We start from the raw sequence: 21,840 nt of genomic DNA, 5'->3' as shown, positions 1-21,840 counted from the left end.
CCTTGAACTGGCCAGTTGCATACGCTTACAGAGTGATATTCAAAGCTGTGGGCGAGGGACGCCCTTACCCCGACCATGGTTTCAGTACCCCCAAAGACTGGGCGGCGCTTCCGCCCCGTCCCGTGCGGCTGGATGAACTTGTGACCACCAAGCGGACCCTGGACCTTGAAGCGCTCCTTGCCGAGGACTCAACCTTCTTTGGCGACCTGTTTCCCCACGTGGTGCAGTACCAGGGCATCCTCTATCTGGAGGACGGCCTGCACCGGGCGGTAAGGACGGCACTCCACCAGCGCACCGCGATACATGCAAGGGTGCTTGTGATCGATGGCTAGAAAACCCAAGGACCTGACTGTTCTCCACGGTCACCGCGTCATCACCGGCCCCGAGCTCAGGGCCACGTTCGTCGACGACGACGAAAACACGGAGAACCCCGGACGGCTGCGCCGCCGGATCCTGCACGGTGTGGTGCTCGTGCTGCTGCTGGGCCTCATTGTCGCGGGGATCATGGGGGCGATGGGTGTGATGAGCGGGCAGATCAAGTTTCCGTCCGCCATCCAGGCCCAGCAGAACTCCTCCGTCTGCCCCGCCACAACCTTCGACTACACGCCGCCCGCCAAGGTCAAGGTCAACGTCCTCAACGCCACGAGCCGCAACGGCCTGGCTAAGGCGGCAGCCAATGAATTCAAAGCCCGGAAGTTTGTTGTTGGCACCGTGGCCAACACGCAGACCGGATACCGTGGCGTGGCGGCAATCGTCTCGGGTGCCGCCGGACAGTCGGCGGCCTTCACCGTCCAGCGGAATCTGCCGGGCTCCGATTACTTCCAGGACGGGCGCAAGGACGCCAGCGTGGATGTGATCCTGACCAGCGACTACCGCGGCCTGGTCAAGCCGCAGCTTGTTGACCAGACGCCGGGCCAGCTCAGCTGCCCGCGTGAAAGCCGGCGCGTCGCCGACGACTCGCAGTGGCCTGTCATGCCCACCCAGGGCGCCAAGCCCTGATTCTCGGCGCCGGCTGATCCTTAGCCAGCCGCAGCGGCCGGTGGCTGCAGGCGCAGGGGGCGGCCGCCGTCGTCGAACCTTGCCCCGGCGCCCAACTGGATGAAGCGGACCGTCCGGGAGATCCTGTCCTCCAGATCTTCGGTGGCGTCGCCGCCGCGGGCGGCGCTGGAGGAAAGGGTGCCGTGGATCAGCTGCGCCTGCTGCAGGGGATCGGCCATCGGGAAGTAGCCCTGGTCCATGCCGTCGCGAAGAATGTCCTGCAGCATGTCGTTGAGGCCGCCCACGTGGTCCGCGAGCTTGGCGAACGACGCCGGCGAGAGGACTGAGCCCATGGCCGGACCCGGAGGCAGATGGCGGCGGCTGAGATCCTCGACCTGGGCACGCACGTACAGGGCCAGCTGGTCCACCGGATTGTCCAGCCGGGCCAGGGACTCGCGCAGCCCCGTCATGAACCGTTCCGTCTCCACGAGCGCGTAGGCGATCAGGAGCTCTTCGATGTCGGCGTAGTAGTTGTAGACAGCCGTGCGGCCAATCCCTGCGTGCCGGGCGACGTCCGTCATGGTGAGCCCGGGCAGGCCGTGGGAGAAGAGGAGCTCACCGAAGGCGTTCAGGATGCGGCGCTGGGTCTCGGCGCGTTGAGCGGCGTTGCTGGGGGCCGAAATCCGTGGCATAGGGACACTTTACCCCGATCTGTCATCAAACCATTGCCGAGTTTTTGTACAGATAACGGGCTCTAAACGCCCTCCAGGGGACGATATCTGTACAAAAACTCGGCTGTACAAAAACTCCGGCAGCGTCAGACGGGGCAGCCGTCCGGGCCGCACGCCTCGGCACCTGCCGCGCTGGCACTGCCTTGGTCGGCGCCTGATTCGGTGGAGCCGACCATCACCAGCGGGTGCGACTCCTGCCAGGCCTGCTCGAGGGCCATGGCGAAGCTCGCCGCGGGCTGGGCTCCGGACAGTCCGTACTTGCGGTCGATCACGAAGAACGGAACGCCGCTGATGCCCAGGGCGCGGGCTTCGGCGAAGTCGTGGCGGACGTCGTCGGCGTACTTGTCGGTGCTGAACAGCTCGGCAACGTCGTCTGCGTCGAGCCCAAGATCCGCGCCAACCGAGGCGAGATATTCGGGGCTGCCGATGTCCTTGCCGTGCTCGAAGTGGTCGCTGAGCAGCCGCTCCTTGGCCGCATCCTGCTTGCCGTGCGCGGCAGCGAGATGGATCAGCCTGTGGGCCGTAAAGCTGTTGGCAACCACGACGGCGTCAAACCGGTAGCTGAGGCCCTCACCTTTGGCCTGGGCTGCTACATGGTCGAACATCTGCGTGACCTGGGCGGGGGCGAGGCCTTTGCGCGTGCTGAGGTAGTCCAGTTCGGTGCCGTCGTAGTGTTCGGGCAGGGTCGGGTCCAGCTGGTAGCTGCGCCATTGAACCTCCACCTGGTCGCGGTGCGGGAACTCGGCGAGGGCGGCCTCGAACCGGCGCTTGCCGATATAGCACCAGGGGCATGCGACGTCTGACCAGATCTCAATCTTCATGCCTGCGACAACTCCCGGGCCCTCCTGGGCATTCCTGCGCAGACAGTTGCTTTGGTCACGCCGGCCGGCCCCTTTTGCGCGGGAGCCCGGCTTCCCGCAGCCCTTGTCTGGCGGCAGGCCCGGCCATATTGTTTGGACTAACTCCCGGCGGTCAGGCCGTACATTCGTGGGAGGCAAGATGCGCATTGGACTGATATCGGCACCATGGATCCCGGTTCCGCCGCCCGGGTACGGCGGCACCGAACGGGTGGTGGACAGCCTTGCGCGCGGGTTCGCCGCGGCCGGGCATGACGTCCTGCTGGCAGCCCCGGCCGACAGCACCTGTCCCGTTCCCCTGGCTCCGCGGATGCGTCCCTCGGAACCGGCGGATATGGGTTTCGCATTGTCGGAGCTGAGCCACATCATCAGGGCTTACGACGGCATGGCAGGCGTCGACATCATCCACGACCACACCATGAGCGGACCGCTGTATGCCCACCGGCCGGCCGGCGTCCCGGTGGTCACCACCATCCACATCCGCCTGGCGCCGCAGGCTGTGGACCTGTACAGCGCCATCGGCAAGACCACCGGCATCATAGCCATCTCCCGTGACCAGGTCAGCCGGTCGCCGGAAGTCCCGGTGACGAAGGTGATCCACCATGGCATGGATGTGGCGTCCGTTCCGGTGGGCCAGGGGAACGGCGGATACCTGTGCTTCGTCGGACGGATGTCCCCGGACAAGGGCATCCTCGAAGCAATCCACATCGCGCGTGCCGCGGTAATCCCCCTGCGCATCAGCGCCAGGATCCAGGGGCCCGAGGAGCAGGGCTATTTCGACGACGTCGTCAAGCCGGCGCTGGGGCCCGATGTGGAGTTCACGGGGCCGCTGTCCGACGCCGAAAAGTACGAACTGGTGGGCGGCGCGCTCGCGTTCCTGAACCCGATCCAGTGGCCGGAACCGTTCGGACTCGTGATGATTGAGGCAATGGCCACCGGAACGCCGGTTGTGGGGACTCCCTCCGGTGCGGCTCCTGAAATCGTGGAGCACGGCATCACGGGGTACCTGGGCAGCGTTGAACAGCTCGCCGGATTCGCCGCCCAAGCCGCAGGCCTCAGCCGGGAGGCCTGCCGCGCCTCGGTGGAGCAGCGCTTCAGCTCGGCCCGCATGGTGGCGGACCACTTGGCGCTCTATGAACAGATGGTGGGCGGACAGGCTCCGGGGCAGCGGGCTCAGGCCACTTAGCCAGCGGCCGTTGGGAGATACTCGACAGTTTCAGTCAGTGGGTCCCATCGGCGTCGTACTTGAGACCGATCTGGCGGCGGATCTCGTCCATCGCGGCCATGACAGCCACGGTCTCGCTCGGGGGTAGAACAGTGCCCGCGGTGGCGCCTTCGCTGACCAGGCGTTCCATTTCGGCGGCCTGGAACTGCATCCCCCGGCTGGTCACCGGCTGATCGAACTTCTCCAGGACGTTCCCCTGAACGTCGAACACTGTGAAGGGCGTGGGGTTGTACCAGGTGGACTCGATGTCGATCCACCCCTCTGTTCCAATAACCGCTGCCCGGTTGTTTGACGCGGTGTCCAGGGCGCAGTCCACGAGTGCCTGCTGTCCCTGCGCGTATTCGAAGATCGCCGCGGTCTGACGGTCCACGCCCGTTGCCGTCATGGAAGCACTGGCCCGGATCTTCTCCGGAGTGCCGAAGACGTCGATGGCGAAGGAGACCGGGTAGACGCCGAGGTCCAGCAGCGCCCCGCCGCCCAGGGCAGGATCATTCAGCCGGTGGGCAGGGTCCTTGGGGAGGTCCTGGTTGTGGCTGGCCGTGACCTTCCGGATCTCGCCGAGCGTGCCGTCCTGGAGGATCTCGCGGAGCCGGATCATGTGGGGGAGGAAACGGCTCCACATGGCCTCCAGTGCCACGAGCCCCTTGGCCTCAGCAAGGGCAAAGATTTCCTTCGCTTCCCGGGCATTGATGGTGAACGGCTTCTCCACCAGCACGTGCTTTCCAGCGTTCAGGGCGAGTAGCGCGTGGGCATGGTGGTACGTGTGCGGCGAGGCAATGTAAATGACGTCGACGTCCGGGTCCGCAACCAGTGCTTCGTAACTTGCGTGTGCGGTGGGAATGGCGAACTTTTCACTGAACGCCTTGCTCGATTCTGGGTTGCGGGAACCGACGGCCTGCACCGTGAAGCCGTTTTCGGCCAGGTCCTGCGTTTGCAGGCCGGCGATGAACCCGGTGCCGAGGATGCCCCAGCGGATGTGCCCGTCGGAGGTGCCGTTGGGGTGGTTGGTCACGTGCTTAGTCCTTTGCGGGGTCGGAGTTGGCGAGCGGGTAGGCGACGTACGCGAACCGGGTGGAATCGGGCGCCCAGCTGTTGACGTTCAGGGTCCCCTGCCCGCCGAAGAGGGCCCAGGTGTGCAGCGGCGCGTCCCAATTATCCGTGGAGACAAGTACGACGTCGACAGGCAGGTCCGCCGGGTGGCCGTGTGTGCCGCCGGGGAACCGGATGTAGCTGGCCAGCCGGCCGTCGGGGGAGAGATGGGGGAACCAGTCCACGGAGTCGCTCTTGAGAAGCTGCTCCGGTGTGCTGCCGCTGGAGGTGTTCAGCCTGGCGAGCTGGGCGTGGCCTGGCTGTCTGGTGAAGGCCTCCGTATTGAAGTACAGCCATTCGCCATCCGGAGAGTACTCGGGCCCGTCGCAGTGGCCTTCGACGTTCAGCCCGGTACAGGCGCCGCCGCTGGCCGGAACGGTCATCAGCCTGCCCGGCCGGGTGAAATCGCCGGCCTCGATACCGACGTAGGCCAACTCCTGGCCGTCCGGGCTGACGCCGTGCAGGAAGTGGAAGGAACCGTCGTCCTTGGTGATGCGCGTGGCCGGTCCGCCAGCCAGAGCGGCGCGGTAGATGTGGCCGTCGTTGGCGGAGAGGAAGATGTGCTCGCCGTCGGGGTCCAGGACGTGGTCGTTGTTGAGGTCCGGGATTCCGGTGATCGGGACCGGGCTAAGGCTCCGGCTGGCAACGTCGAAGGTCCACAGCTTCCCGTCGCCGTTGAGGACCAAGGCCGCGCCGTCGAGCGTCCAGTTGGGTGCCTCCAGGAGCACGTCCTCGCTGGTGAAGACAAGCTCGCGTTCGCCGGTGACGGCGGCCACCCAGACCTCGCACCGCTGGCCGGGCTGAAGGGTTCGGATCATTGAGCGCTCCTCTCGGATTGCGGTGGTCGGTGGAGTTTTTGTACAGATATCGGCCCCAAAAGGCACTGTTGCTCGCGATATCTGTACAAAAACTCCAAGGGAGAGGCGTGGGGCGTTTGGGCCGGCGGGGTCAGTCCTTGCTGCTGAACGCGGCGTCGAAACTGGTCTGCGACGCGGGGAAGTCGTACTTCTTCAGGGCGGCGAGGGCTTCGGGGGCGCCGTGCAGGCGGTCCATGCCGGCGTCTTCCCATTCCACTGAGATGGGGCCGGTGTAGCCGATCGCGGTGAGTGCCCGGAAGGACGCTTCCCAGGGCACGTCGCCGCGGCCGGCGGAGACGAAGTCCCAGCCGCGGCGCGGGTCGCCCCAGGGCAGGTGGGAACCCATGACGGTGTTCCTGCCGGTAAATCGCAGCTTGGTGTCCTTGCAGTCCACGTGGTAAATCCGGTCCTTGAAGTCCCAGATGAAGGACACAGGGTCGATGCCCTGCCACATGAAGTGGGAGGGGTCCCAGTTCAGACCGAACGCGGGGCGGTGTCCGATCGCTTCGAGGGTGCGGACGGTGGTCCAGTAGTCGTAGGCGATCTCACTCGGATGGACCTCGTGGGCGAAGCGGACCCCGCATTCGTCGAAGACGTCCAGGATGGGGTTCCAGCGGTCGGCGAAGTCCTGGTAGCCGGCCTCGATGACCTTCTCCGGCACGGGCGGGAACATGGCCACGTACTGCCAGATGGAGGAGCCGGTGAACCCGACGACGGTATCCACGCCGAGGGCCTTGGCGAGCCGGGCGGTGTGCTTCATTTCCTCGGCGGCGCGGGTGCGGACGCCTTCGGGGTCGCCGTCGCCCCAGACCCTGGACCCGACGATCGCCTCGTGGCGGAAGTCGATCGGGTCATCGCACACGGCCTGGCCCTTGAGATGGTTGGAGATCGCCCAGACCTTCAGGTTGTACTTTTCCAGCACGGCGAGTTTGGACTCGACATAGCCGGGTTCGTCCCAGCGCCAGGCGTCCAGGTGGTCGCCGGAGACGGCGATTTCCAGGCCGTCGTAGCCCCAGCCGGACGCGAGCCTGGCGACTTCCTCGAACGGGAGATCGGCCCACTGGCCGGTGAACAGGGTGTACGGGCGGGGCATGGTCAGGCTCCTTCGGTTGGGGAGGTGCTGAGTTGGATCAGTGAGCTTTTCGCTGCCGCCGACTCCTCGACGGCGGCGAGGACGCGCTGGACGGCAAGGCCCTCCTCGAACGACGGCGACGGCGCCTCGCCGCTGCCGATCGCGGCCAGGAAATCGCGGATCTCATGCGTGAACGTGTGCTCCCAGCCGATGATGTGGCCCTGCGGCCACCACGCGTCCAGGTAGGGGTGTTCGGGTTCATTGACCAGGATCCGGCGGAAGCCCTGCTCCCGCACGGGAACCGTGGCGTCCAGGAAGCCGAGTTCGTTCAGGTTCTCCAGGTCGAAGAGGATGGTGCCCTTCTCACCGTAGATCTCCAGCTTCAGGGAGTTCTTCTGGCCGGTGGCCACCCTGGAGACCTCGACCGAGGCGATGGCCCCGGAGGCGAGGGTCAGCGTTGCCCAGGCGGCGTCGTCGACCGTCACCTCCTCCGGCCCCTGCTTTCCGGGCCGGACGGAAGTGAAGGTGTGCAGCCGGCCGGAGACCTCGGTGACGGCGTCGCCGAGGAGGAACAGGACCTGGTCGATGGCGTGGGACGCGATATCCCCGAGCGCCCCGGACCCGGCGGTTTCCTTGTTCAGCCGCCAGGTCATCGGTGATCCGGCATCGGCGAGCCAGTCCTGCAGGTAAGCGGCCCGGACATGCCGGACCGTGCCGAGCCGGCCCTCCGCGATCAGCTCCCGGGCGAGTGCCAGCGCAGGGACGCGGCGGTAGTTGAACCCGACCATGGATTGCACACCCCGGGCCCGCGCCGCCTGGGCCGCGGCGGTCATGGCCTCGGCCTCGGCGAGGGTGTTGGCCAGCGGCTTCTCCACGAGAACGTGCTTTCCGGCTTCGAGTGCGGCGATGGCGATTTCGGCGTGCATCCAGCCCGGGGCGCAGATATCGACGATGTCGATGTCGTCCCGTTCCAGGACAGCGCGCCAGTCCGTCGCCGACTCGGTCCAGCCATACTTGGCTGCGGCCGCGGCGACCTGACCGGCGTTCCGGCCTACGAGCACTTTCTGCTCGAAGGCGGGGACATCGAAGTAGGACGCGACGTTCCGCCAGGCGTTCGAGTGGGCCTTGCCCATGAATGCGTAGCCGATCATCGCCACACCCAAGGGGCGTTTGGCTCCCGGCGGCGTGCCGGGTGATTCGTGGGAAGTCATTGGTATTCCTAGAGAGTGAGGGCGGTGGGGTTCCAGTCCTCGGGGAGGGCTGAGGACGCGGGGGCGGTGCTTTCGACGTCGATGAACGTTCCCGATTCCATGGACTCGGAGATTGAGACCATGGTGTCAAGGACGTGGTAGGCGAGGTTGCCGGTGGCGCGGTGCGGGACGCCGGCCCGGATGGAGCGTGCCATGTCCAGGACACCCATGCCACGGCCGTTGGCGGGGCCGGTGGCCGGAATGACCGTCCAGTCCTCATCGCCGGCGCGCCAGAGCCGGACGTCGCCGTCGAAGAAGTTGGGGTCCGGGAGCGAGATGGTGGCCTCGGTGCCGGTGATCTCCACGAAGCCCATCCGCTGGCGCGGCGACTCGAACGAAAAAACGCTGTGCGACGAGGCGCCGCTTTCGAACTGGGCCATGGCCGAGACGTGGGTGGGAACGTCCACGGTGAATTCCTCGCCGGCCTTGGGACCGGAGCCGATGACGCGGACTTCCTTGGCCTTGGACCCGACGGCGGCCACCTTGCGGACAGACCCGAAGGTCTGGACCAGGGCCGTGAGGTAGTACGGGCCCATGTCGAACAGCGGGCCGGCGCCGTACTGGAACAGGAATGCCGGGTTCGGGTGCCATGACTCCGGTCCGGGGGTCTGGAACGTGGTCATGGCGGTGAGCGGCGTGCCGATGTCCCCGCGTTCGATGAGCCGGCGCGCGGTCTGCAGGCCGGCGCCGAGGAACGTGTCCGGTGCGGTGCCGAGGCGGATGCCCGCGGCGTCGGCCGTCTTCAGCAGCCCCAGCCCTGATTCGCGGTCCAGCGAGAAAGGCTTCTCGGTCCAGACGTGCTTGCCGGCGTTGACGGCGGCGGTGGCCACCTCCACGTGGGCGGCCGGGATGGTCAGGTTGACGATGATTTCGACGTCGGGATGGTTCAGTGCGGCGTCCACGCCGCCCCATTCCGGGATGCCGTATTCCTTTGCGCGCGCCTCGGCCGCCTCTTCGAAGAGGTCGGCGATGACGTGGACCTTCAGGTCCGGGAAGACGGTGAGGTTGTCCAGGTACTGCTTGCTGATGTTGCCGGCGCCGATGACGCCGACGCCGACCGGCCCCCGGAGGGAAGACGGCGTGGATGCGGCGCCGCTCATGCCTGCGCTCCTTCGGTGGCCTTTGCGGAGTTCAGGAAGGCAAGCGACTGGGTGATGCCCTCAAAGATGTCCCCGGAGTAGTCGTCGAATTCCACGACGCCGACTTCCAGCGACTTTGCCGCGCCGATGACATCCCAGACCGGGATCTTGCCCTGGCCTGCCGGCTGCTGGGCCTTGGTGTCGGTGTTCAGCGGGCCGTCCTTGATGTGGATGAACTTCACCCGGTCGCCCAGTTTGGTCAGGATCTCCACCGGGTCCTGGCCGCCCACGGCGACCCAGTAGGTGTCCACTTCGAGGACCAACTCGGGGTCCAGCAGCCCTTCAAAGTACTCCAGGGCGGTCTGGCCCTCGATGGTGGACTCCAGCTCCCAGGCGTGGTTGTGGTAGCCGACGCGGATGCCGTATTCGGAGCCTTTCTTGGCGGCGGCGTTGAGCTTGGCTGCGGTGGCCTGGATGTCCTCGGCCTTCTGCCAGTGCTCGGCCGGCAGGTACGGGTCGATGACGGTGGTGATGCCGAGTTCCCTGGCGGCGGCGAAGATTTCGTCCTGGTCCTGGCTCAGCAGCGGCGCGTGGCCGGAGGGGGCGGTCAGGCCGTTCTCCTTCAGGGCGGCGCCGAGCACCTTGGCCGTGGCCACGAAGTTGTAGGGCTCCACCTGCGTGAAACCGATCTCCGCCACCTTCCGGATGGTGCCCGGCAGGTCCTCCTGGATCGCGTTGCGGAGGGTGTACAGCTGGAGTGAGTAAGACATTTCGTTCCTTTGCGGGAGTTGGGTGTTCTCGAAAATGGTTCGGAGTCAGTGGCGGCCTCAGCGGCCGGCGAGGGATCCGCCGATGCCGCCGACGCTGAAGTATTTGTTCAGGGTGGCGAAGACGATGACGGGCGGGAGCATCATGACCACGGCGAGGGCCATGACGGACGACCAGTCCGTCGCGTTCTGCTGGAAGAAGGACTGCACGCCCATCGGGAGGGTGAAGATTTCGTTGGAGCGCAGGAAGACGATGGCTACGAGGTAGTCGTTCCAGGCCAGCAGAAAGGCGAAGATTGCAGTGGATAGGATGCCGGGCAGCGAGTTCCTGAGGACCACCTTGGTGAAAGAGCCGAAGACGGAGCAGCCGTCGATCCAGGATGCTTCCTCGAGGCTGATGGGGATGGAGTCGAAGTAGGCGGCCATCATCCACGTGGCCACGGTCATGGTGGAGCCGACGTAGATGATGGTGATGCCCAGCAGGTTGTCCACCAGGCCCATGCCGGCGAAAAGGATGAACAGCGGGACCACGGAGGTGATGATGGGCAGGGACTGCATCACGAACAGCAGCAGGGAGTAGCCCGAGACTGCCTTGCTGCGGCCGCGGGAGAGGACGTAGCCGGCCGGTGCGGCCACGGCCACGGACACCACCACTGTGGAAAGGGTGGTGACGAGGCTGTTCTGCAGCCACGTCGCGGCGAGGGTCCCGGAGAACACGTTGGCCAGGTTCTCGAAGGTCAGTCCCGTGGCGGTACTGGTCGGTCCGGGGGTGAAGGCCAGGAGCACGGTGACCATGATGGGTACCAGGACGATCGCGGTGATGATGAGGATCAGGGTGAACCGCCACCAGCGGCCGCGCTGGCCCGCATCTGAGAGGGCGCGGCGTTTCGGGTCAGTGTCAGTGACTCCCAGAACCGGGCCGGATTGGGGATGGGCGTGGACTGCTGCGCTCATTATTCAACACTCGACTTTCGGATCTGGCGGTAGAGGAGAACGGAGATGACCACCAGGGTCATGGTCATGAGGAAAGCGATGGCCACGCCGGGGCCGGTGGCGAAGTCCTGGAAGACGGTGCGGTAGGCCAGGACCACCAGTGAGGTGGTGGCGCTTACCGGTCCGCCTCCGGTGAGGAGGTAGATGGTGGGGAAGTCGTTGACGCAGAAGATCGTCATCAGGATCCAGGAGATGTAGGTGGACCGGGCGATCAGCGGAAGAGTGATCTGGCTGAACTGCTGGAAGCGGGTGGCGCCGTCCATGCTCGCAGCTTCGTACACCGTGGTGTCTACCGAGGCCAGGGCTGCGGAGATCATCATCATCATGAACGGGAAGCTGACCCAGACCTTGAAGACCATCACGGTAATGGCGGCGAGGTTGGGGTCCGCCAGGAACAGCGGCGTTCCCAGGCCAAGGTTACGGAACAGCGAGGGGATCAGGCTGTCCGGGGTGGCCACCAGCCAGTTCCACGCGGTGGAGGACACCACGATGGGCACCACCCAGGGCAGGAGCAGCAGGACCTTGAAGGTCCCGCCGGCCGGGATTTTGGTCCTCAGCAGGAGTGCGAGTCCCAGCCCCACCAGCCACGAGCCGAAAACGCCCACGATGGTGAACCAAAGCGTGAACTGCGCCGCTTTCCAGAAAGCCGGGGAGGACAGGACGGTGGCGAAGTTCTCCCCGCCAACGAAGTTGCCTGTTTCGATCAGGTTGCCGTCGTGGGTGGCCTGGACACCGGCATGAATGAGGGGGTAGCCGTGGATGAGGACGAGCAGAATGACCGAGGGCAGCAGGAGCCAGAAGAACGTCCTGGTGGTTTGTGCTGAGAGCTTGCTCTTGCGTTTTCCAGGGGCGGCACCGGAGCCGCCGGGGGAAATTCCCCGGCGGGCCCGGCTGAGGCCGGTTTGAGCTGTAGTGAGTGCCATGGAAGGGACCGCTTACTTCTTAAGGACGGATTCGAGGCCGGACTGGAAAGTCTGCAGCGCGGTCTTGGCATCAGCCTTTCCGGTGATGATGGTCTGGCTGAACTGGTTCAGCGCCTGTCCGCCGTCAAGTGCGGCGAGGTTGGCGTTCAGGGTGTTGCCCTGGGAAGCGAAGGTCTTGGCGATGGGCTGCCAGTCCTTCACGATCTTGACGTTGTTCGGGTCGTTCGCGAACTCGGGGATTTCGGTGATCGATTTGAAGACGGGCAGGGCGGACATCAGCTTCTTCTGCCACAGCTGCTTGAGCTGGCCCAGGTAGTACACGAGGAACTCCTCGGAAGCGTCCTGGGAGGGCGTGTTGGTGTACATCATGATGTTGTTCGGGAAGACGATGGTCGCCTTGTCCCCGTGCGGGCCGGTGATGGGGTCGGCCACCAGGAGGTCGCCGGAGGTGTCGCCCACCCGCTGTGGGACGTTCACCTGGAACAGGCCGAAGCCTGCTTTGCCGTCCTTCCACTGCGCTGACATATTGTCGGTGGTGTAGCTGACGGCGGCAGGATCGACGATGCCGTTGGAAACCAGTTCCAGGACGAACTCCATGGCCTCGACGTTGCGGTCGTTGAGAAGGTCCAGTTCGCCGTCCTTGTTGAACACGCCGCCGCCATTGTTGACCATCATCATGATCATGGAGTGGTTGGCGTAGTTGTTGCCGGCGCCAGCACCGGTGGTGAACCCGAAAGCGCCGACCTTCTTCAGTGCCTTGCCCGCTTCCAAGAGGGACGGCCAGTCCGTCGGCAGGGCAACGTTCGCCTTCTCGAACAGGGACTTCCGGTACCAGAAGACGCGCATGTCCAGCTGCCACGGGACGGCCACGTAGCCCTTGTCCGATTTGAACGGATCCAGGACGCCCGGCAGGAAGTCGTCGAACTGGCCGTTGGCCTTCAGCTTTTCGATCACCTTGTCGGCGTAGGCGATCTGGCCCTGCTGCTCAAACTGGAACGCCTGGAAGCCGCCGCCCGTGGACACGGCGGGACCGGTCTTGGAGGCGATGGCCGAGGAGAAGGTCTGGTAGAAGTTGTTCCACTGGATGATCTGGTAGCTGGCCTTGCTGCCGCTGGCACCGGAGAACCCCTCGGCAATGCCCTTGGCGGCGTCGTTGTATGCCGGGGTGGCCCAAGGCATATCCCAGAACTTGACAGTCCCGCTGGCCCCGCCCCCACCCTGTGATGCGGATCCGCCGCCGCACGCGGCCAGGAGGGGAGCGGAAGCGGCAGCGGCGGCGAAGCCGAGGAATCCCCGGCGGGAAAAGGCGGAGGATGCGATGGAGGGTTTAGCAGACACGATGGTTTCCTTTCAGGATGCGGACTGACAGCGTCCGGACCCTTCTCGACAATGAGTGGATTGTGGCTCTGAAACGGGAATTGCTGTGGTGCTCTCTAGCGGTTGAGTTGGTCAAGGAGGGCAGTGACGGCGGCGAACCGCGCCAGGTCATTGGCCGTTGTTCCGGTGGCGATGTGGGCATGGGCCCTGGACCAGCTGGTCCGGTGCGACGATTCGAACAGTGTGGGAAGCGTCGTCGCTCCCGTTGACGTTACGGCGCGCACTTCTGCCGGCCAGGCAGCTGCGGGGTCCGGCAGGACGACGTCGGCGCGGCCGGCGGAGGTCAGAATCGTGATGCTGGCAGTTGCGGGGAGTGCCGAGGAGAGGATGCCCTGCAGCGCGACGGGCGCGCCACCAGGCAACGTACCTGCCAGGGTGTAGCCGTTGGCGTTGCGCTGGACGGTCCGCAGGTCCTGCGGTTCAATGCCGCATTGCAGCAGGACGGACAGCTGCTCCGTCAGCAGGTGCAGGGGATCCGTGCCTGGAGCGGCGATGGCGACGGAATCGAGCAGGACGGCGTCGGCCAGTGCATCGGCAAAGACGGTGTGGAAGCTGGCTCCGGCGAGGGCGGCGTTTCCTGCCCACGGCTGGTCGAGCACGACCGTGGTGCCGGCGTTGTCCGCCGTGCCCGCGAGTGCGGACACGTCTTCCGCCACGGGGGCCGACACAATGACGCCCCTGGCGCCGTTCCGGATGGCCTCGGACGCCCGTCCCGTCCAGCCGGCGTGACCCGGGACGGCGATGACGTCCGGAGCGGCTGCAGCAGGACCAAAGGAGAGGGGAAGGGAAGCGACTACGGCGGAGACCGCGCCGGCCGCTTCGGCCTTCGGGTCCGCGAATACTGACAGCTGCGTGGTCATGCGTTGACCTCCTGGTCTGCGGCGGAGCTGGCGGCACTGCCAGCATCAACCGGGCTTGTGTCGACCTCTGTGTCAACAAGGCCGACGGCGGCGTCGGCGATGGACAAAGCGAACTCCAAATCGTGAATGAGTGTTTCGGCCGACGGCGGCTGTCCCGTTCCGCGGGCCAGTTCCGCGAGCTTGCGCCATTCGCCCTCGTAGCCGTTATGGCCGAACGGGCCCAGAACCGTCGTCTGCCCGGCTTTCCGGATTCGGGCGACCGCAGAACCGGCGTGGACATAGGACGGAGTGAAGTCGATCTTCAGCGCGGCATCGTTGCCGATTGCTTCGAACACCCAGGACGGTTCCCAGGTGCCGTTCATAGCCGCACGCAGCTCGATGGCCACAGTTCCTGCCCGCAGGGAGATGACGTACCCGAAAGGGCGCAGGATCTCGGCGTGCAGGACCTCCACAGAGGCAAAATCGGGCGTAAAGCGCCGCACCAGGGGAAGATCGTGGATAGCCAGGCCCATTACGCCGCCGCGGAGCATGGCCCTGATGACGTCGGGGTCGGTGAGGTCCTGGGACGGGACGGGAACCCGGCCTACGATCTCGGTGGCGAAGTCCTCAAAGCGCGGGTTGGGCGGCAGGACGATGGAGGAGCGGATGGTGTGGACCTGCTCCGGCAGATCCTCCCAGGCCGCCTCCGCCGCAAGCCAGCCCGGATCGAAGGTGTGCATCGCTCCGACAATGATGGGGACACCGGTTTCGGCCGAGACGGCGGAGATGCCGGCCGCTTCCTCCCCGGTCATCGCGAACGGCTTCTCGCACAGGACCGCCTTCTTGCCCGCCCGGCAGCTGGCGATCACCTGGGCGGCATGGAACTGGTGCGGGCTGCAGATGGCGACGATGTCCACACCGGCATCGGCCAGCAGTTCCTCCATGCTGGTGCTGAAGCGTGCCCCCACCCGGCCGGCGACGGATTCGGCCACGGCCGGATCCACGTCCATGATGTGGCGCACCTCCAGGATGTCGGTGAGCCTGGCCAGGGACGGAAGATGGATTGCCTGTGTAACAGGTCCCGCGCCCAGGATGCCGACGCCAAGGGGCGCCGCTGATTGGTGCTGGCTCGACAAGGTCATTACCTCTTTGTAATCGCCGGAAAAAAGCTCTGCCCGCCGCCCTGTTTCGTCGTGGTGCGGCTCACAGCTCAACCTAGAACCACTTTTGCCGACCGTCAAGCAAAAGTTAGAAAGTTATCGACATTCTTTTTGTCCTGTGACACTCAGAAGCATTCGTGCTATCACTGAAGCCATGAGTCCACGAACGGATAATGGCCAGACTGCGGAGCCGGTTTACGCCGACGGCGCGGGCAGTCTGTCCCGTGCCGGTGACCTGTTTCAGCTGCTCCGCGACGGCAAGGCCCGGACCCGGGCCGAACTGGCGCTGACAACGGGACTTGCCCGCTCCACGGTGGCCTCCCGCATTGATGCACTGATTGCCTCCGGACTGGTCGGCCCCGCAGGTGAGGCAACCTCGAGCGGCGGCAGGCCGCCGTCGCGCTTTGCTTTCAAGCCGGCCGCCCGGGCAGTGCTGGCGGTCGACGTCGGTGCCACCCACGTGATCATCGCGGTCACCGACCTGGGCGGAAACATCCTCAGTGAGCGGCGACTGGCCCAGGACGTTGCAGAGGGGCCGGAAGCAGTGCTCGGACGGATCGTCACCGATGCGACGTCCCTGCTGGCGGAGACGGGACGGACCACGGAAGACCTCGCCGGCGTCGGGATCGGCCTGCCGGGACCCGTGGAGCACGCAACCGGCAGACCGGTGAAGCCGCCCATCATGCCGGGCTGGGACGGGTTCGACGTGGTCAGCTACGTCCAGCGCTCGTTCCCGGTCCCGGTGCTGGTGGACAACGACGTGAACATCATGGCGCTGGGTGAACGTACGGCACACTGGCCGGAGCACGAGAACTTCCTGTTTATCAAGGTTGCCACGGGCATCGGCGCGGGCATCATCAGCAACGGCGAACTGCAGCGCGGCGCCAACGGCACCGCCGGCGACCTGGGCCACGTCCGGGTGCCCCGCGGCGACGACGTCCTGTGCCGGTGCGGCAACTACGGCTGCCTCGAGGCGCTCGCGTCGGGCCCGGCCGTGGCGCACGCGCTGGCGGTGCAGGGCGTTCAGGCAGAGAGCGGCGCGGACGTCCTTCGCCTGGTCGCCGGAGGCAACCTGCAGGCCATCCAGGCCCTGCGCCAGGCCGGCCGGGACGTGGGTGATGTGCTCGCCACCGTGGTGAACCTGCTGAATCCTTCCGTCATTGTGGTGGGCGGAAGCCTGGGACAAGCCGGCGAACACCTCATGGCCGGCGTGCGCGAAGTGGTCTACCGCAGGTCGCTTCCCCTCGCCACCACGCATCTGCGAATCGGCCTGTCCATGGCGGGCGGCCAGGCGGCTGTGCTCGGTGCGAGCCAGATGGTCACCCAGCACGTCCTGTCCCCGACGGTCATCGAAGCCACGCTCCAGGCCACGGGCTAGCCTGCGCAGGCTCCCCGCATGCCAGGTTGGCGGCCGCAGGAAACAAACTTTCACATCCAAGCGAAAACGGAGTGTTGAACATTGAGCATGCAGAAAAACGCACCCCTGAGGGTCGGTGTCGTCGGGATCGGCTGGGCCGGGCGGCAGCACATCGAGGCCTACAAGAACATCGACGGCGTGGAGTTGGTTGCGGTCGCCGCGATGGAAGAGGATCTGCTTAAGAACATCAAGGACGAGTACAGCGTCCCCCATACGTTTGCCCGCTGGGAGGAACTGATTGAGCTGGACGGGCTCGACGCCGTCAGCGTGGCAGTGCCCACCTTCCTGCACGCCCCGATTGCCATCGCCGCCCTGGAACGCGGGCTGCACGTCCTGAGCGAAAAGCCCCTGGCGCGCAACGGCGCGGAAGGTCTGCAGATGGTGGAAGCCGCGCGGAAGGCCGGACGCGTCCTGGACGTGGCCTTCAACCACCGCCGCCGCGGCGACATCCAAAAGCTGAAAGGCATCATCGACGACGGCGAGCTCGGCCGGCCGTACTACGCCAAGGCTTCGTGGCTCCGCCGGCAGGGGATTCCCATGCTGGGCAGCTGGTTCACCAACCCTGCCCTGGCAGGCGGCGGGCCGCTGGCCGACATCGGCGTCCACGTCCTGGACTATGCCCTGCACCTGCTGGGCGAACCCCGGGTCCTTTCCGTCTCGGCGTCGACGCATTCCGAGCTGGGCCCCCGCGGACTGGGCGGCAACGCCCGGTACACCGCCATGAAGTCCTCCCACAAGTTTGAGGTGGAGGACTTCGCCTCGGCGTTCATCCGGCTTGAAGGCGGCGGCACGCTGATCCTCGAAGCCGGCTGGGCAGCCTACCGGGACGAGGAGGACCTGATGGATTTCACCGTCTACGGCACCGACGGCGGCGCGGAACTCCGCGCCGTGGGGGCCTCCAACGTCCCGGTCGCAGACGTCCGGGTCTTCAAGGAAAAGGATGGCGAGAACGCCGACTACGTGGTGGTCGCGGAGCCCGGCCGGGCGCACCAGGCCGTGGTGGAGGACTTCGTGGAAGCCGTCCGCGGCGGTGAGACTGTATGGGGAGCCCACGACGGGTCACTCGCCCTGACCCGTGCCCTGGTGCTCGACGCCTGCTACAAATCCGCCCTCGAACAGCGCGAAGTGAGGCTCTGACATGACCGACAAACTTAACATCCTGGTCTGGAACGAAGGCGTCCATGAGGCGAACAACCAGCCGGAAACCATGGCCGAGATGTACCCCAAGGGCATGCACGGCGCCATCGCGGATGGACTCAACGGTTTCTACCCGGACTCCGGCATCACCACCGCCACGCTGGCGGACCCGGACCACGGCCTGTCCGAGGAGACCCTCGCCGCCACGGACGTGCTCCTGTGGTGGGGGCACGTAGCCCACGGCGAGGTCAGCGACGAAGTGGTGGAGCGGGTCCAGCGCCACGTCCTGGGAGGCATGGGCCTGATCGTGCTGCACTCCGGGCACTTCGCCAAGATCTTCACGAAACTGCTCGGCACCACGTGCTCCCTGAAGTGGCGCAATGAGGGCGAGCGGGAACTCGTGTGGACCGTCCAGCCCTCGCACCCGATCACCGCCGGCGTGGAAAGCCCCATCGTGATCCCGAAGCAGGAGATGTACGGCGAGCTCTTCGACATTCCCGAGCCCGACGACCTCATCTTCATCAGCTCCTTCGAAGGCGGCGAGGTGTTCCGCTCGGGTGTGACGTTCACGCGCGGCAAGGGCCGGATCTTCTACTTCAGCCCGGGCGACCAGGAATACCCGGTGTACCACCAGCCACAGATCCAGCAGGTGATTGCCAACGGCGTGGGGTGGGTGGCGCAGCCCGGCAGGTTCCGCGAGGCACCGGGCGTCAGCAACGCCCCGCGGGACTGGTTCCTGCAGGCACCCTAAAAGAACCCCCGGTTCAGCGCGAACGGACACTTAAGCCCTGCGGGGCCCGCCGATTTTCCGCCGTTAGGGGCGCCGCATGATAGCAATGGGAGTGATGAAACCCTTTTCCCGCTCCCAGCACGCTGACGTCCGCGCCCTATGAGGGACAACATCGGAGCGAAGGTTCCCCGCAGCTGGATCCTGCTCGCGTGCATCGGATTCATTGCCCTCAACATGCGGGGCCCGTTCGTGGCGGTGGCACCGGTACTGGGCCCGATGCAGCAGGAGCTGGGTTTTTCACCCGTTGAGCTGGGCCTGCTGACCGGGATTCCGGTCCTGTGCTTCTCGCTCGCGGCGCCACTCGCCTCGCTGGCCGGGCGCCGGCTCGGCGCGGAACTGGCCATCACCCTCACACTGGCGGGCGTCCTCGCCGGCGTGGCGGTCCGCTCGGCCGGCGGCGGGGCCATGGTGATGGCCGGTACGGTCATCCTGGGCCTGGCCATCACCGTGGGCAACATCGCGGTGCCTCTGATCATCCGGCGGGATTTCTCGCCGCGGCGCCAAGGAGCCGCCATGGGCATCTATACGGCTGCCCTGAACGTCGGCTCGTTTACTACGTCCGTGGTCACGGCGCCGCTGGCCGAGCTGGCCGGCTGGCGGGCTGCCATTGCCGGCTCTGCGGCCTTCGCCATCGCGGCCGTCGGCTTCTGGGTTTTCGCCTCCGGACGCCGGGCCTTCGTCCCCGCGGCCGACGACCGCACCGGCGGCCCGCCTGCGGCCGGCCGCCCGGCGTCGCGATGGATCACGGTGGGTTTGACGGTCGGTTTCGCGGGCCAGGCCATCTCCTACTACGGCGTGACCGCCTGGCTGCCTACCCTGCTTTCCGATGAACTCGGCATGACGCCGGCAGCCGCTGGGGCAGGCTCCTCCCTGTTCCAGATCATGGCCATCGCGGGCAGCCTGGGTGTGCCGCTTGCGGCCCGGTTCATGAGTACGACGGCGGTTGCGGTCACCTTGGGTGCCACGTGGCTGACCGTTCCGCTGGGGCTGCTGTTCGTTCCCCAGCTGTGGTGGCTGTGGTCCTCGCTCGGGGGAGTGGCGCAGGGCGGCGGCATCACCCTCATCTTCATCGCCATCATCAAGCTCGCCCGGGACCAGGCGTCCGCGGGCAGAATGTCGGCGATCGTCCAGGGTGTGGGCTACGGCGTAGCGGCGCTGGCTCCGACCGTGGTGGGCTACGTCCACAGCGCCTCGGGCACCTGGTCCATGCCCCTCCTGGTGATCCTCGGGTCCGTGTTGGCGTTCGTCATTTCAACAACGTTGTCCGTACGGAAGGTGCCCCGCCAGCGCTAGCTGCGCTCCCGCCGTCGTACATTCCCTAAAACTCAAAGCGCGAACTGGCAGCTAACGCCCTCAAACGTGTGTTTTCGGGTCATTAGCTGCCAGTTCGCGCTTCAAGGTGGTTCCGCTGCCGGGCCGCCTCCCCGGATTTCGGGGGTGCTGTTGCGAAGGCGTGACGGCCCGGCGGGCGGAAGTCTGAGCCGGTTCAGACGGCGATGCCTAGGCGGCGACGAGCTCGTCCTCGATGGCCTCGGCTGTGGCGTCGATGCCCTCGCGGGCTTCGTGCAGGTACCGGGCGTAGGCGGGAACCGTGAGGAAGCTGGGGAACTTGTCGCTCAGCGTGACCTCCTCGAAGATGTCGCGGGCATCGGCAAAGCGGTCACCGTCGAAGCGCTCCAGCCGGGCGAACTCCTCGTCCAGCATCTCCTCCACCCATTCCCGGCTGATGATCTCGCCGTGGTCGGTGATGGCGCGGGAGTAGATCCACTGCCACAGCTGGGAGCGGGAGATCTCAGCGGTGGCGGCGTCCTCCATCAGGTTGTGGATGGCGACTGCGCCGTTGCCGCGCAGCCAGGACTCGATGTAGCGGATGCCCACTTCGATGTTGTTCCGGATGCCCTGTTCGGTGATGGTGCCTTGTGTCGCGGCCACGTTGATGAGGGCCCGGTCGTCCGGGGTGACATCCTCGCGGAGGCGGTCCAGCTGGTTGGGCTTATCGCCGAGGACGCCGTCGAACACCTCGCGGCACACGGGCACGAGGTCCGGGTGCGCCACCCAGGAGCCGTCGAAGCCGTCGGCTGCCTCGCGGGTCTTGTCGGCGCGGACCTTTTCGAAGGCATTGGCGTTGGCGGCCTCGTCCTTGCGGTTGGGAACGGCGGCGGCCATGCCCCCAATTGCCATGGCGCCGCGCTTGTGGCAGGCCCGGACCAGCTGCTCGGTGTAGGCCCGCATGAACGGGGCGGTCATGGTCACCTGGCCGCGGTCCGGCAGGACGAAGCGGGGTCCGCGGGTGCGGAAGTTCTTGATGAGGGAGAAAATGTAGTCCCAGCGGCCGGCGTTCAAGCCCGATGCGTGGTCCCGCAGCTCGAACAGGATCTCCTCCATCTCGAACGCGGCGGTGATGGTCTCGATCAGCACGGTGGAGCGGATGGTGCCCTGCGGGATGCCGAGCAGGTCCTGGGCCAGGATGAAGATGTCGTTCCAGAGCCGGGCCTCGAGGTGGTTTTCGATCTTCGGCAGGTAGAAGTACGGTCCCTTGCCCTGGGCCAGGAGGCGGCGGGCGTTGTGGAAGAAGTACAGGCCGAAGTCCACGATGCCGCCCGCGATCGGTTCTCCGTTGATCAGCATGTGCTTCTCGGGCAGGTGCCAGCCGCGGGGCCGGACCACGATGGTGGGCAGCTCCTCGGCGGCTTTGAGCTTGTATTCCTTGCCCTCGGGCGAGGTGAAGTCGATCCGGCGCTCCAGTGCGTCCGTGAGGTTCAGCTGGCCCTGGATGACATTGCGCCACGACGGCGTGGAGGAGTCTTCCATGTCCGCCAGCCACACCTTGGCGCCGGAGTTCAGCGCGTTGATGGTCATCTTCCGGTCCACCGGCCCGGTGATTTCCACCCGGCGGTCCTCCAGCCCGGGCGCCGGGGGAGCGACCCGCCAGTTCGGATCGTTCCGGACGGACTCGGTCTCCCGCAGGAACCGGGGGTCCTGGCCCCGGGCGATGTCCTCACGCCGGGCCCGCCGAGCCCGCAGCAGCCCTTCCCGCCGACCGGCAGTGGCCTTGTGCAGCTGCGCAACGAAGGCCAGCGCATCCGGAGTAAGCACCTCGCCCTGCCGGCAGATGGGCTGGGCGGTGAGTGTTATGCCATTGATCGTGAAGTTGTCGGTGAAGCTGTTCATTTCAAATCTCTCCTCAGAAGAAGCAAGTTCGACGGCGGTGGGGCAACTGGTGCTGGAGGCCGAAAAAGGCAATCCTCCGCGTGCTATTCCCCATGCCCGGCAAGGGCCTCGCAAAGCTCGGCCAAGCC

The 21,840-nt window shown here is 66.1% G+C and carries 21 protein-coding genes; 7 read left to right on the top strand and 14 right to left on the bottom strand.

The window, feature by feature from the left end:
* The first annotated feature begins 32 nt into the window (after nucleotides 1-32).
* Together AC57BR_RS03820 and AC57BR_RS03815 are read left to right on the top strand one after the other, a co-directional pair.
* On the top strand, nucleotides 33-332 hold the full coding sequence (locus tag AC57BR_RS03820; protein WP_331569966.1) for a type II toxin-antitoxin system VapB family antitoxin: 300 nt from the start codon (nucleotides 33-35) through the stop codon (nucleotides 330-332).
* Complete coding sequence (locus AC57BR_RS03815; protein ID WP_496358430.1) at nucleotides 325-999, top strand: LytR C-terminal domain-containing protein; 675 nt, start codon at nucleotides 325-327, stop codon at nucleotides 997-999. The genes AC57BR_RS03820 and AC57BR_RS03815 overlap by 8 nt, the downstream gene beginning before the upstream one ends.
* 20 nt (nucleotides 1,000-1,019) lie before the next feature.
* Here the strand turns inward: AC57BR_RS03815 and AC57BR_RS03810 are convergent, their stop codons facing one another.
* Both AC57BR_RS03810 and AC57BR_RS03805 read right to left on the bottom strand, forming a co-directional pair.
* Nucleotides 1,020-1,670, bottom strand: a complete 651-nt coding sequence (locus tag AC57BR_RS03810; RefSeq protein WP_496358428.1) for a TetR/AcrR family transcriptional regulator — start codon at nucleotides 1,668-1,670, stop codon at nucleotides 1,020-1,022.
* A 125-nt stretch (nucleotides 1,671-1,795) separates the two neighbouring features.
* Nucleotides 1,796-2,530, bottom strand: coding sequence for a DsbA family oxidoreductase (locus AC57BR_RS03805; protein ID WP_496358427.1), 735 nt, complete (start codon nucleotides 2,528-2,530; stop codon nucleotides 1,796-1,798).
* Between the two features lie 178 nt (nucleotides 2,531-2,708).
* Here AC57BR_RS03805 and AC57BR_RS03800 point away from each other — a divergent pair, with 178 nt between their 5' ends.
* Nucleotides 2,709-3,752 carry a glycosyltransferase family 4 protein gene (locus AC57BR_RS03800; protein WP_496358426.1) on the top strand — a complete coding sequence of 348 codons (1,044 nt, stop codon included), beginning with the start codon at nucleotides 2,709-2,711 and terminating at the stop codon, nucleotides 3,750-3,752.
* 34 nt (nucleotides 3,753-3,786) lie between these two features.
* Here the strand turns inward: AC57BR_RS03800 and AC57BR_RS03795 are convergent, their stop codons facing one another.
* The 11 genes from AC57BR_RS03795 to AC57BR_RS03745 form a co-directional block, all read right to left on the bottom strand.
* Nucleotides 3,787-4,803 carry a Gfo/Idh/MocA family protein gene (locus AC57BR_RS03795; protein WP_496358425.1) on the bottom strand — a complete coding sequence of 339 codons (1,017 nt, stop codon included), beginning with the start codon at nucleotides 4,801-4,803 and terminating at the stop codon, nucleotides 3,787-3,789.
* Nucleotides 4,804-4,807: 4 nt separating this feature from the next.
* On the bottom strand, nucleotides 4,808-5,698 hold the full coding sequence (locus tag AC57BR_RS03790; protein ID WP_496358424.1) for a TolB family protein: 891 nt from the start codon (nucleotides 5,696-5,698) through the stop codon (nucleotides 4,808-4,810).
* A 130-nt stretch (nucleotides 5,699-5,828) separates the two neighbouring features.
* Nucleotides 5,829-6,830, bottom strand: a complete 1,002-nt coding sequence (locus AC57BR_RS03785; RefSeq protein ID WP_496358423.1) for a sugar phosphate isomerase/epimerase family protein — start codon at nucleotides 6,828-6,830, stop codon at nucleotides 5,829-5,831.
* 2 nt (nucleotides 6,831-6,832) lie between these two features.
* Nucleotides 6,833-8,020, bottom strand: a complete 1,188-nt coding sequence (locus AC57BR_RS03780) for a Gfo/Idh/MocA family protein (protein WP_496358422.1) — start codon at nucleotides 8,018-8,020, stop codon at nucleotides 6,833-6,835.
* Between the two features lie 8 nt (nucleotides 8,021-8,028).
* Nucleotides 8,029-9,159, bottom strand: coding sequence for a Gfo/Idh/MocA family protein (locus tag AC57BR_RS03775; protein WP_496358421.1), 1,131 nt, complete (start codon nucleotides 9,157-9,159; stop codon nucleotides 8,029-8,031).
* On the bottom strand, nucleotides 9,156-9,908 hold the full coding sequence (locus tag AC57BR_RS03770; protein ID WP_496358420.1) for a sugar phosphate isomerase/epimerase family protein: 753 nt from the start codon (nucleotides 9,906-9,908) through the stop codon (nucleotides 9,156-9,158). Before AC57BR_RS03770 ends, AC57BR_RS03775 begins: the two co-directional genes overlap by 4 nt.
* 57 nt (nucleotides 9,909-9,965) lie before the next feature.
* Nucleotides 9,966-10,859, bottom strand: a complete 894-nt coding sequence (locus tag AC57BR_RS03765) for a carbohydrate ABC transporter permease (RefSeq protein ID WP_496358419.1) — start codon at nucleotides 10,857-10,859, stop codon at nucleotides 9,966-9,968.
* Nucleotides 10,859-11,821 carry a carbohydrate ABC transporter permease gene (locus tag AC57BR_RS03760; RefSeq protein ID WP_496358418.1) on the bottom strand — a complete coding sequence of 321 codons (963 nt, stop codon included), beginning with the start codon at nucleotides 11,819-11,821 and terminating at the stop codon, nucleotides 10,859-10,861. The genes AC57BR_RS03765 and AC57BR_RS03760 overlap by 1 nt, the downstream gene beginning before the upstream one ends.
* A 12-nt stretch (nucleotides 11,822-11,833) precedes the next feature.
* Nucleotides 11,834-13,159: an ABC transporter substrate-binding protein gene (locus AC57BR_RS03755; protein ID WP_496358417.1), complete on the bottom strand. Its 1,326-nt coding sequence runs from the start codon at nucleotides 13,157-13,159 to the stop codon at nucleotides 11,834-11,836.
* Between the two features lie 95 nt (nucleotides 13,160-13,254).
* Nucleotides 13,255-14,058: a hypothetical protein gene (locus tag AC57BR_RS03750; protein ID WP_496358416.1), complete on the bottom strand. Its 804-nt coding sequence runs from the start codon at nucleotides 14,056-14,058 to the stop codon at nucleotides 13,255-13,257.
* Nucleotides 14,055-15,179 carry a Gfo/Idh/MocA family protein gene (locus AC57BR_RS03745; protein ID WP_496358415.1) on the bottom strand — a complete coding sequence of 375 codons (1,125 nt, stop codon included), beginning with the start codon at nucleotides 15,177-15,179 and terminating at the stop codon, nucleotides 14,055-14,057. Before AC57BR_RS03745 ends, AC57BR_RS03750 begins: the two co-directional genes overlap by 4 nt.
* A 172-nt stretch (nucleotides 15,180-15,351) precedes the next feature.
* Between AC57BR_RS03745 and AC57BR_RS03740 the strand changes: the two genes are divergently transcribed.
* From AC57BR_RS03740 to AC57BR_RS03725, 4 genes are all read left to right on the top strand, one after another.
* Nucleotides 15,352-16,575 carry an ROK family transcriptional regulator gene (locus AC57BR_RS03740; RefSeq protein ID WP_496358414.1) on the top strand — a complete coding sequence of 408 codons (1,224 nt, stop codon included), beginning with the start codon at nucleotides 15,352-15,354 and terminating at the stop codon, nucleotides 16,573-16,575.
* Nucleotides 16,576-16,656: 81 nt separating this feature from the next.
* On the top strand, nucleotides 16,657-17,751 hold the full coding sequence (locus tag AC57BR_RS03735) for a Gfo/Idh/MocA family protein (RefSeq protein WP_496358413.1): 1,095 nt from the start codon (nucleotides 16,657-16,659) through the stop codon (nucleotides 17,749-17,751).
* Between the two features lies 1 nt (nucleotide 17,752).
* Entirely contained in the window at nucleotides 17,753-18,502 is a 750-nt protein-coding gene (locus AC57BR_RS03730; RefSeq protein WP_496358412.1) for a ThuA domain-containing protein, read from the top strand.
* 138 nt (nucleotides 18,503-18,640) lie between these two features.
* Entirely contained in the window at nucleotides 18,641-19,834 is a 1,194-nt protein-coding gene (locus tag AC57BR_RS03725; protein ID WP_496358411.1) for an MFS transporter, read from the top strand.
* Between the two features lie 207 nt (nucleotides 19,835-20,041).
* Here the strand turns inward: AC57BR_RS03725 and aceB are convergent, their stop codons facing one another.
* Nucleotides 20,042-21,712 carry a malate synthase A gene (gene aceB / locus AC57BR_RS03720; protein ID WP_496358410.1) on the bottom strand — a complete coding sequence of 557 codons (1,671 nt, stop codon included), beginning with the start codon at nucleotides 21,710-21,712 and terminating at the stop codon, nucleotides 20,042-20,044.
* Nucleotides 21,713-21,840: the final 128 nt, after the last annotated feature.

It is taken from the genome of Arthrobacter sp. BGA-UO-ETr-C19 (assembly GCF_059568005.1).
Note: the sequence above shows the minus strand (reverse complement) of the source record. Positions and strands in the feature narration are given on the sequence as shown.

Bases quoted from the DNA above. Each gene is read 5' to 3' on its own strand.
- AC57BR_RS03790 (WP_496358424.1), bottom strand. From the start codon at position 5,698: ATGATCCGAACCCTTCAGCCCGGCCAGCGGTGCGAGGTCTGGGTGGCC.
- AC57BR_RS03805 (WP_496358427.1), bottom strand. From the start codon at position 2,530: ATGAAGATTGAGATCTGGTCAGACGTCGCATGCCCCTGGTGCTATATC.
- AC57BR_RS03775 (WP_496358421.1), bottom strand. From the start codon at position 9,159: ATGAGCGGCGCCGCATCCACGCCGTCTTCCCTCCGGGGGCCGGTCGGC.
- AC57BR_RS03730 (WP_496358412.1), top strand. From the start codon at position 17,753: ATGACCGACAAACTTAACATCCTGGTCTGGAACGAAGGCGTCCATGAG.
- AC57BR_RS03745 (WP_496358415.1), bottom strand. From the start codon at position 15,179: ATGACCTTGTCGAGCCAGCACCAATCAGCGGCGCCCCTTGGCGTCGGC.
- AC57BR_RS03740 (WP_496358414.1), top strand. From the start codon at position 15,352: ATGAGTCCACGAACGGATAATGGCCAGACTGCGGAGCCGGTTTACGCC.
- AC57BR_RS03800 (WP_496358426.1), top strand. From the start codon at position 2,709: ATGCGCATTGGACTGATATCGGCACCATGGATCCCGGTTCCGCCGCCC.
- AC57BR_RS03815 (WP_496358430.1), top strand. From the start codon at position 325: ATGGCTAGAAAACCCAAGGACCTGACTGTTCTCCACGGTCACCGCGTC.
- AC57BR_RS03765 (WP_496358419.1), bottom strand. From the start codon at position 10,859: ATGAGCGCAGCAGTCCACGCCCATCCCCAATCCGGCCCGGTTCTGGGA.
- AC57BR_RS03770 (WP_496358420.1), bottom strand. From the start codon at position 9,908: ATGTCTTACTCACTCCAGCTGTACACCCTCCGCAACGCGATCCAGGAG.
- AC57BR_RS03780 (WP_496358422.1), bottom strand. From the start codon at position 8,020: ATGACTTCCCACGAATCACCCGGCACGCCGCCGGGAGCCAAACGCCCC.
- aceB (WP_496358410.1), bottom strand. From the start codon at position 21,712: ATGAACAGCTTCACCGACAACTTCACGATCAATGGCATAACACTCACC.
- AC57BR_RS03725 (WP_496358411.1), top strand. From the start codon at position 18,641: ATGAGGGACAACATCGGAGCGAAGGTTCCCCGCAGCTGGATCCTGCTC.
- AC57BR_RS03750 (WP_496358416.1), bottom strand. From the start codon at position 14,058: ATGACCACGCAGCTGTCAGTATTCGCGGACCCGAAGGCCGAAGCGGCC.
- AC57BR_RS03785 (WP_496358423.1), bottom strand. From the start codon at position 6,830: ATGCCCCGCCCGTACACCCTGTTCACCGGCCAGTGGGCCGATCTCCCG.
- AC57BR_RS03760 (WP_496358418.1), bottom strand. From the start codon at position 11,821: ATGGCACTCACTACAGCTCAAACCGGCCTCAGCCGGGCCCGCCGGGGA.
- AC57BR_RS03810 (WP_496358428.1), bottom strand. From the start codon at position 1,670: ATGCCACGGATTTCGGCCCCCAGCAACGCCGCTCAACGCGCCGAGACC.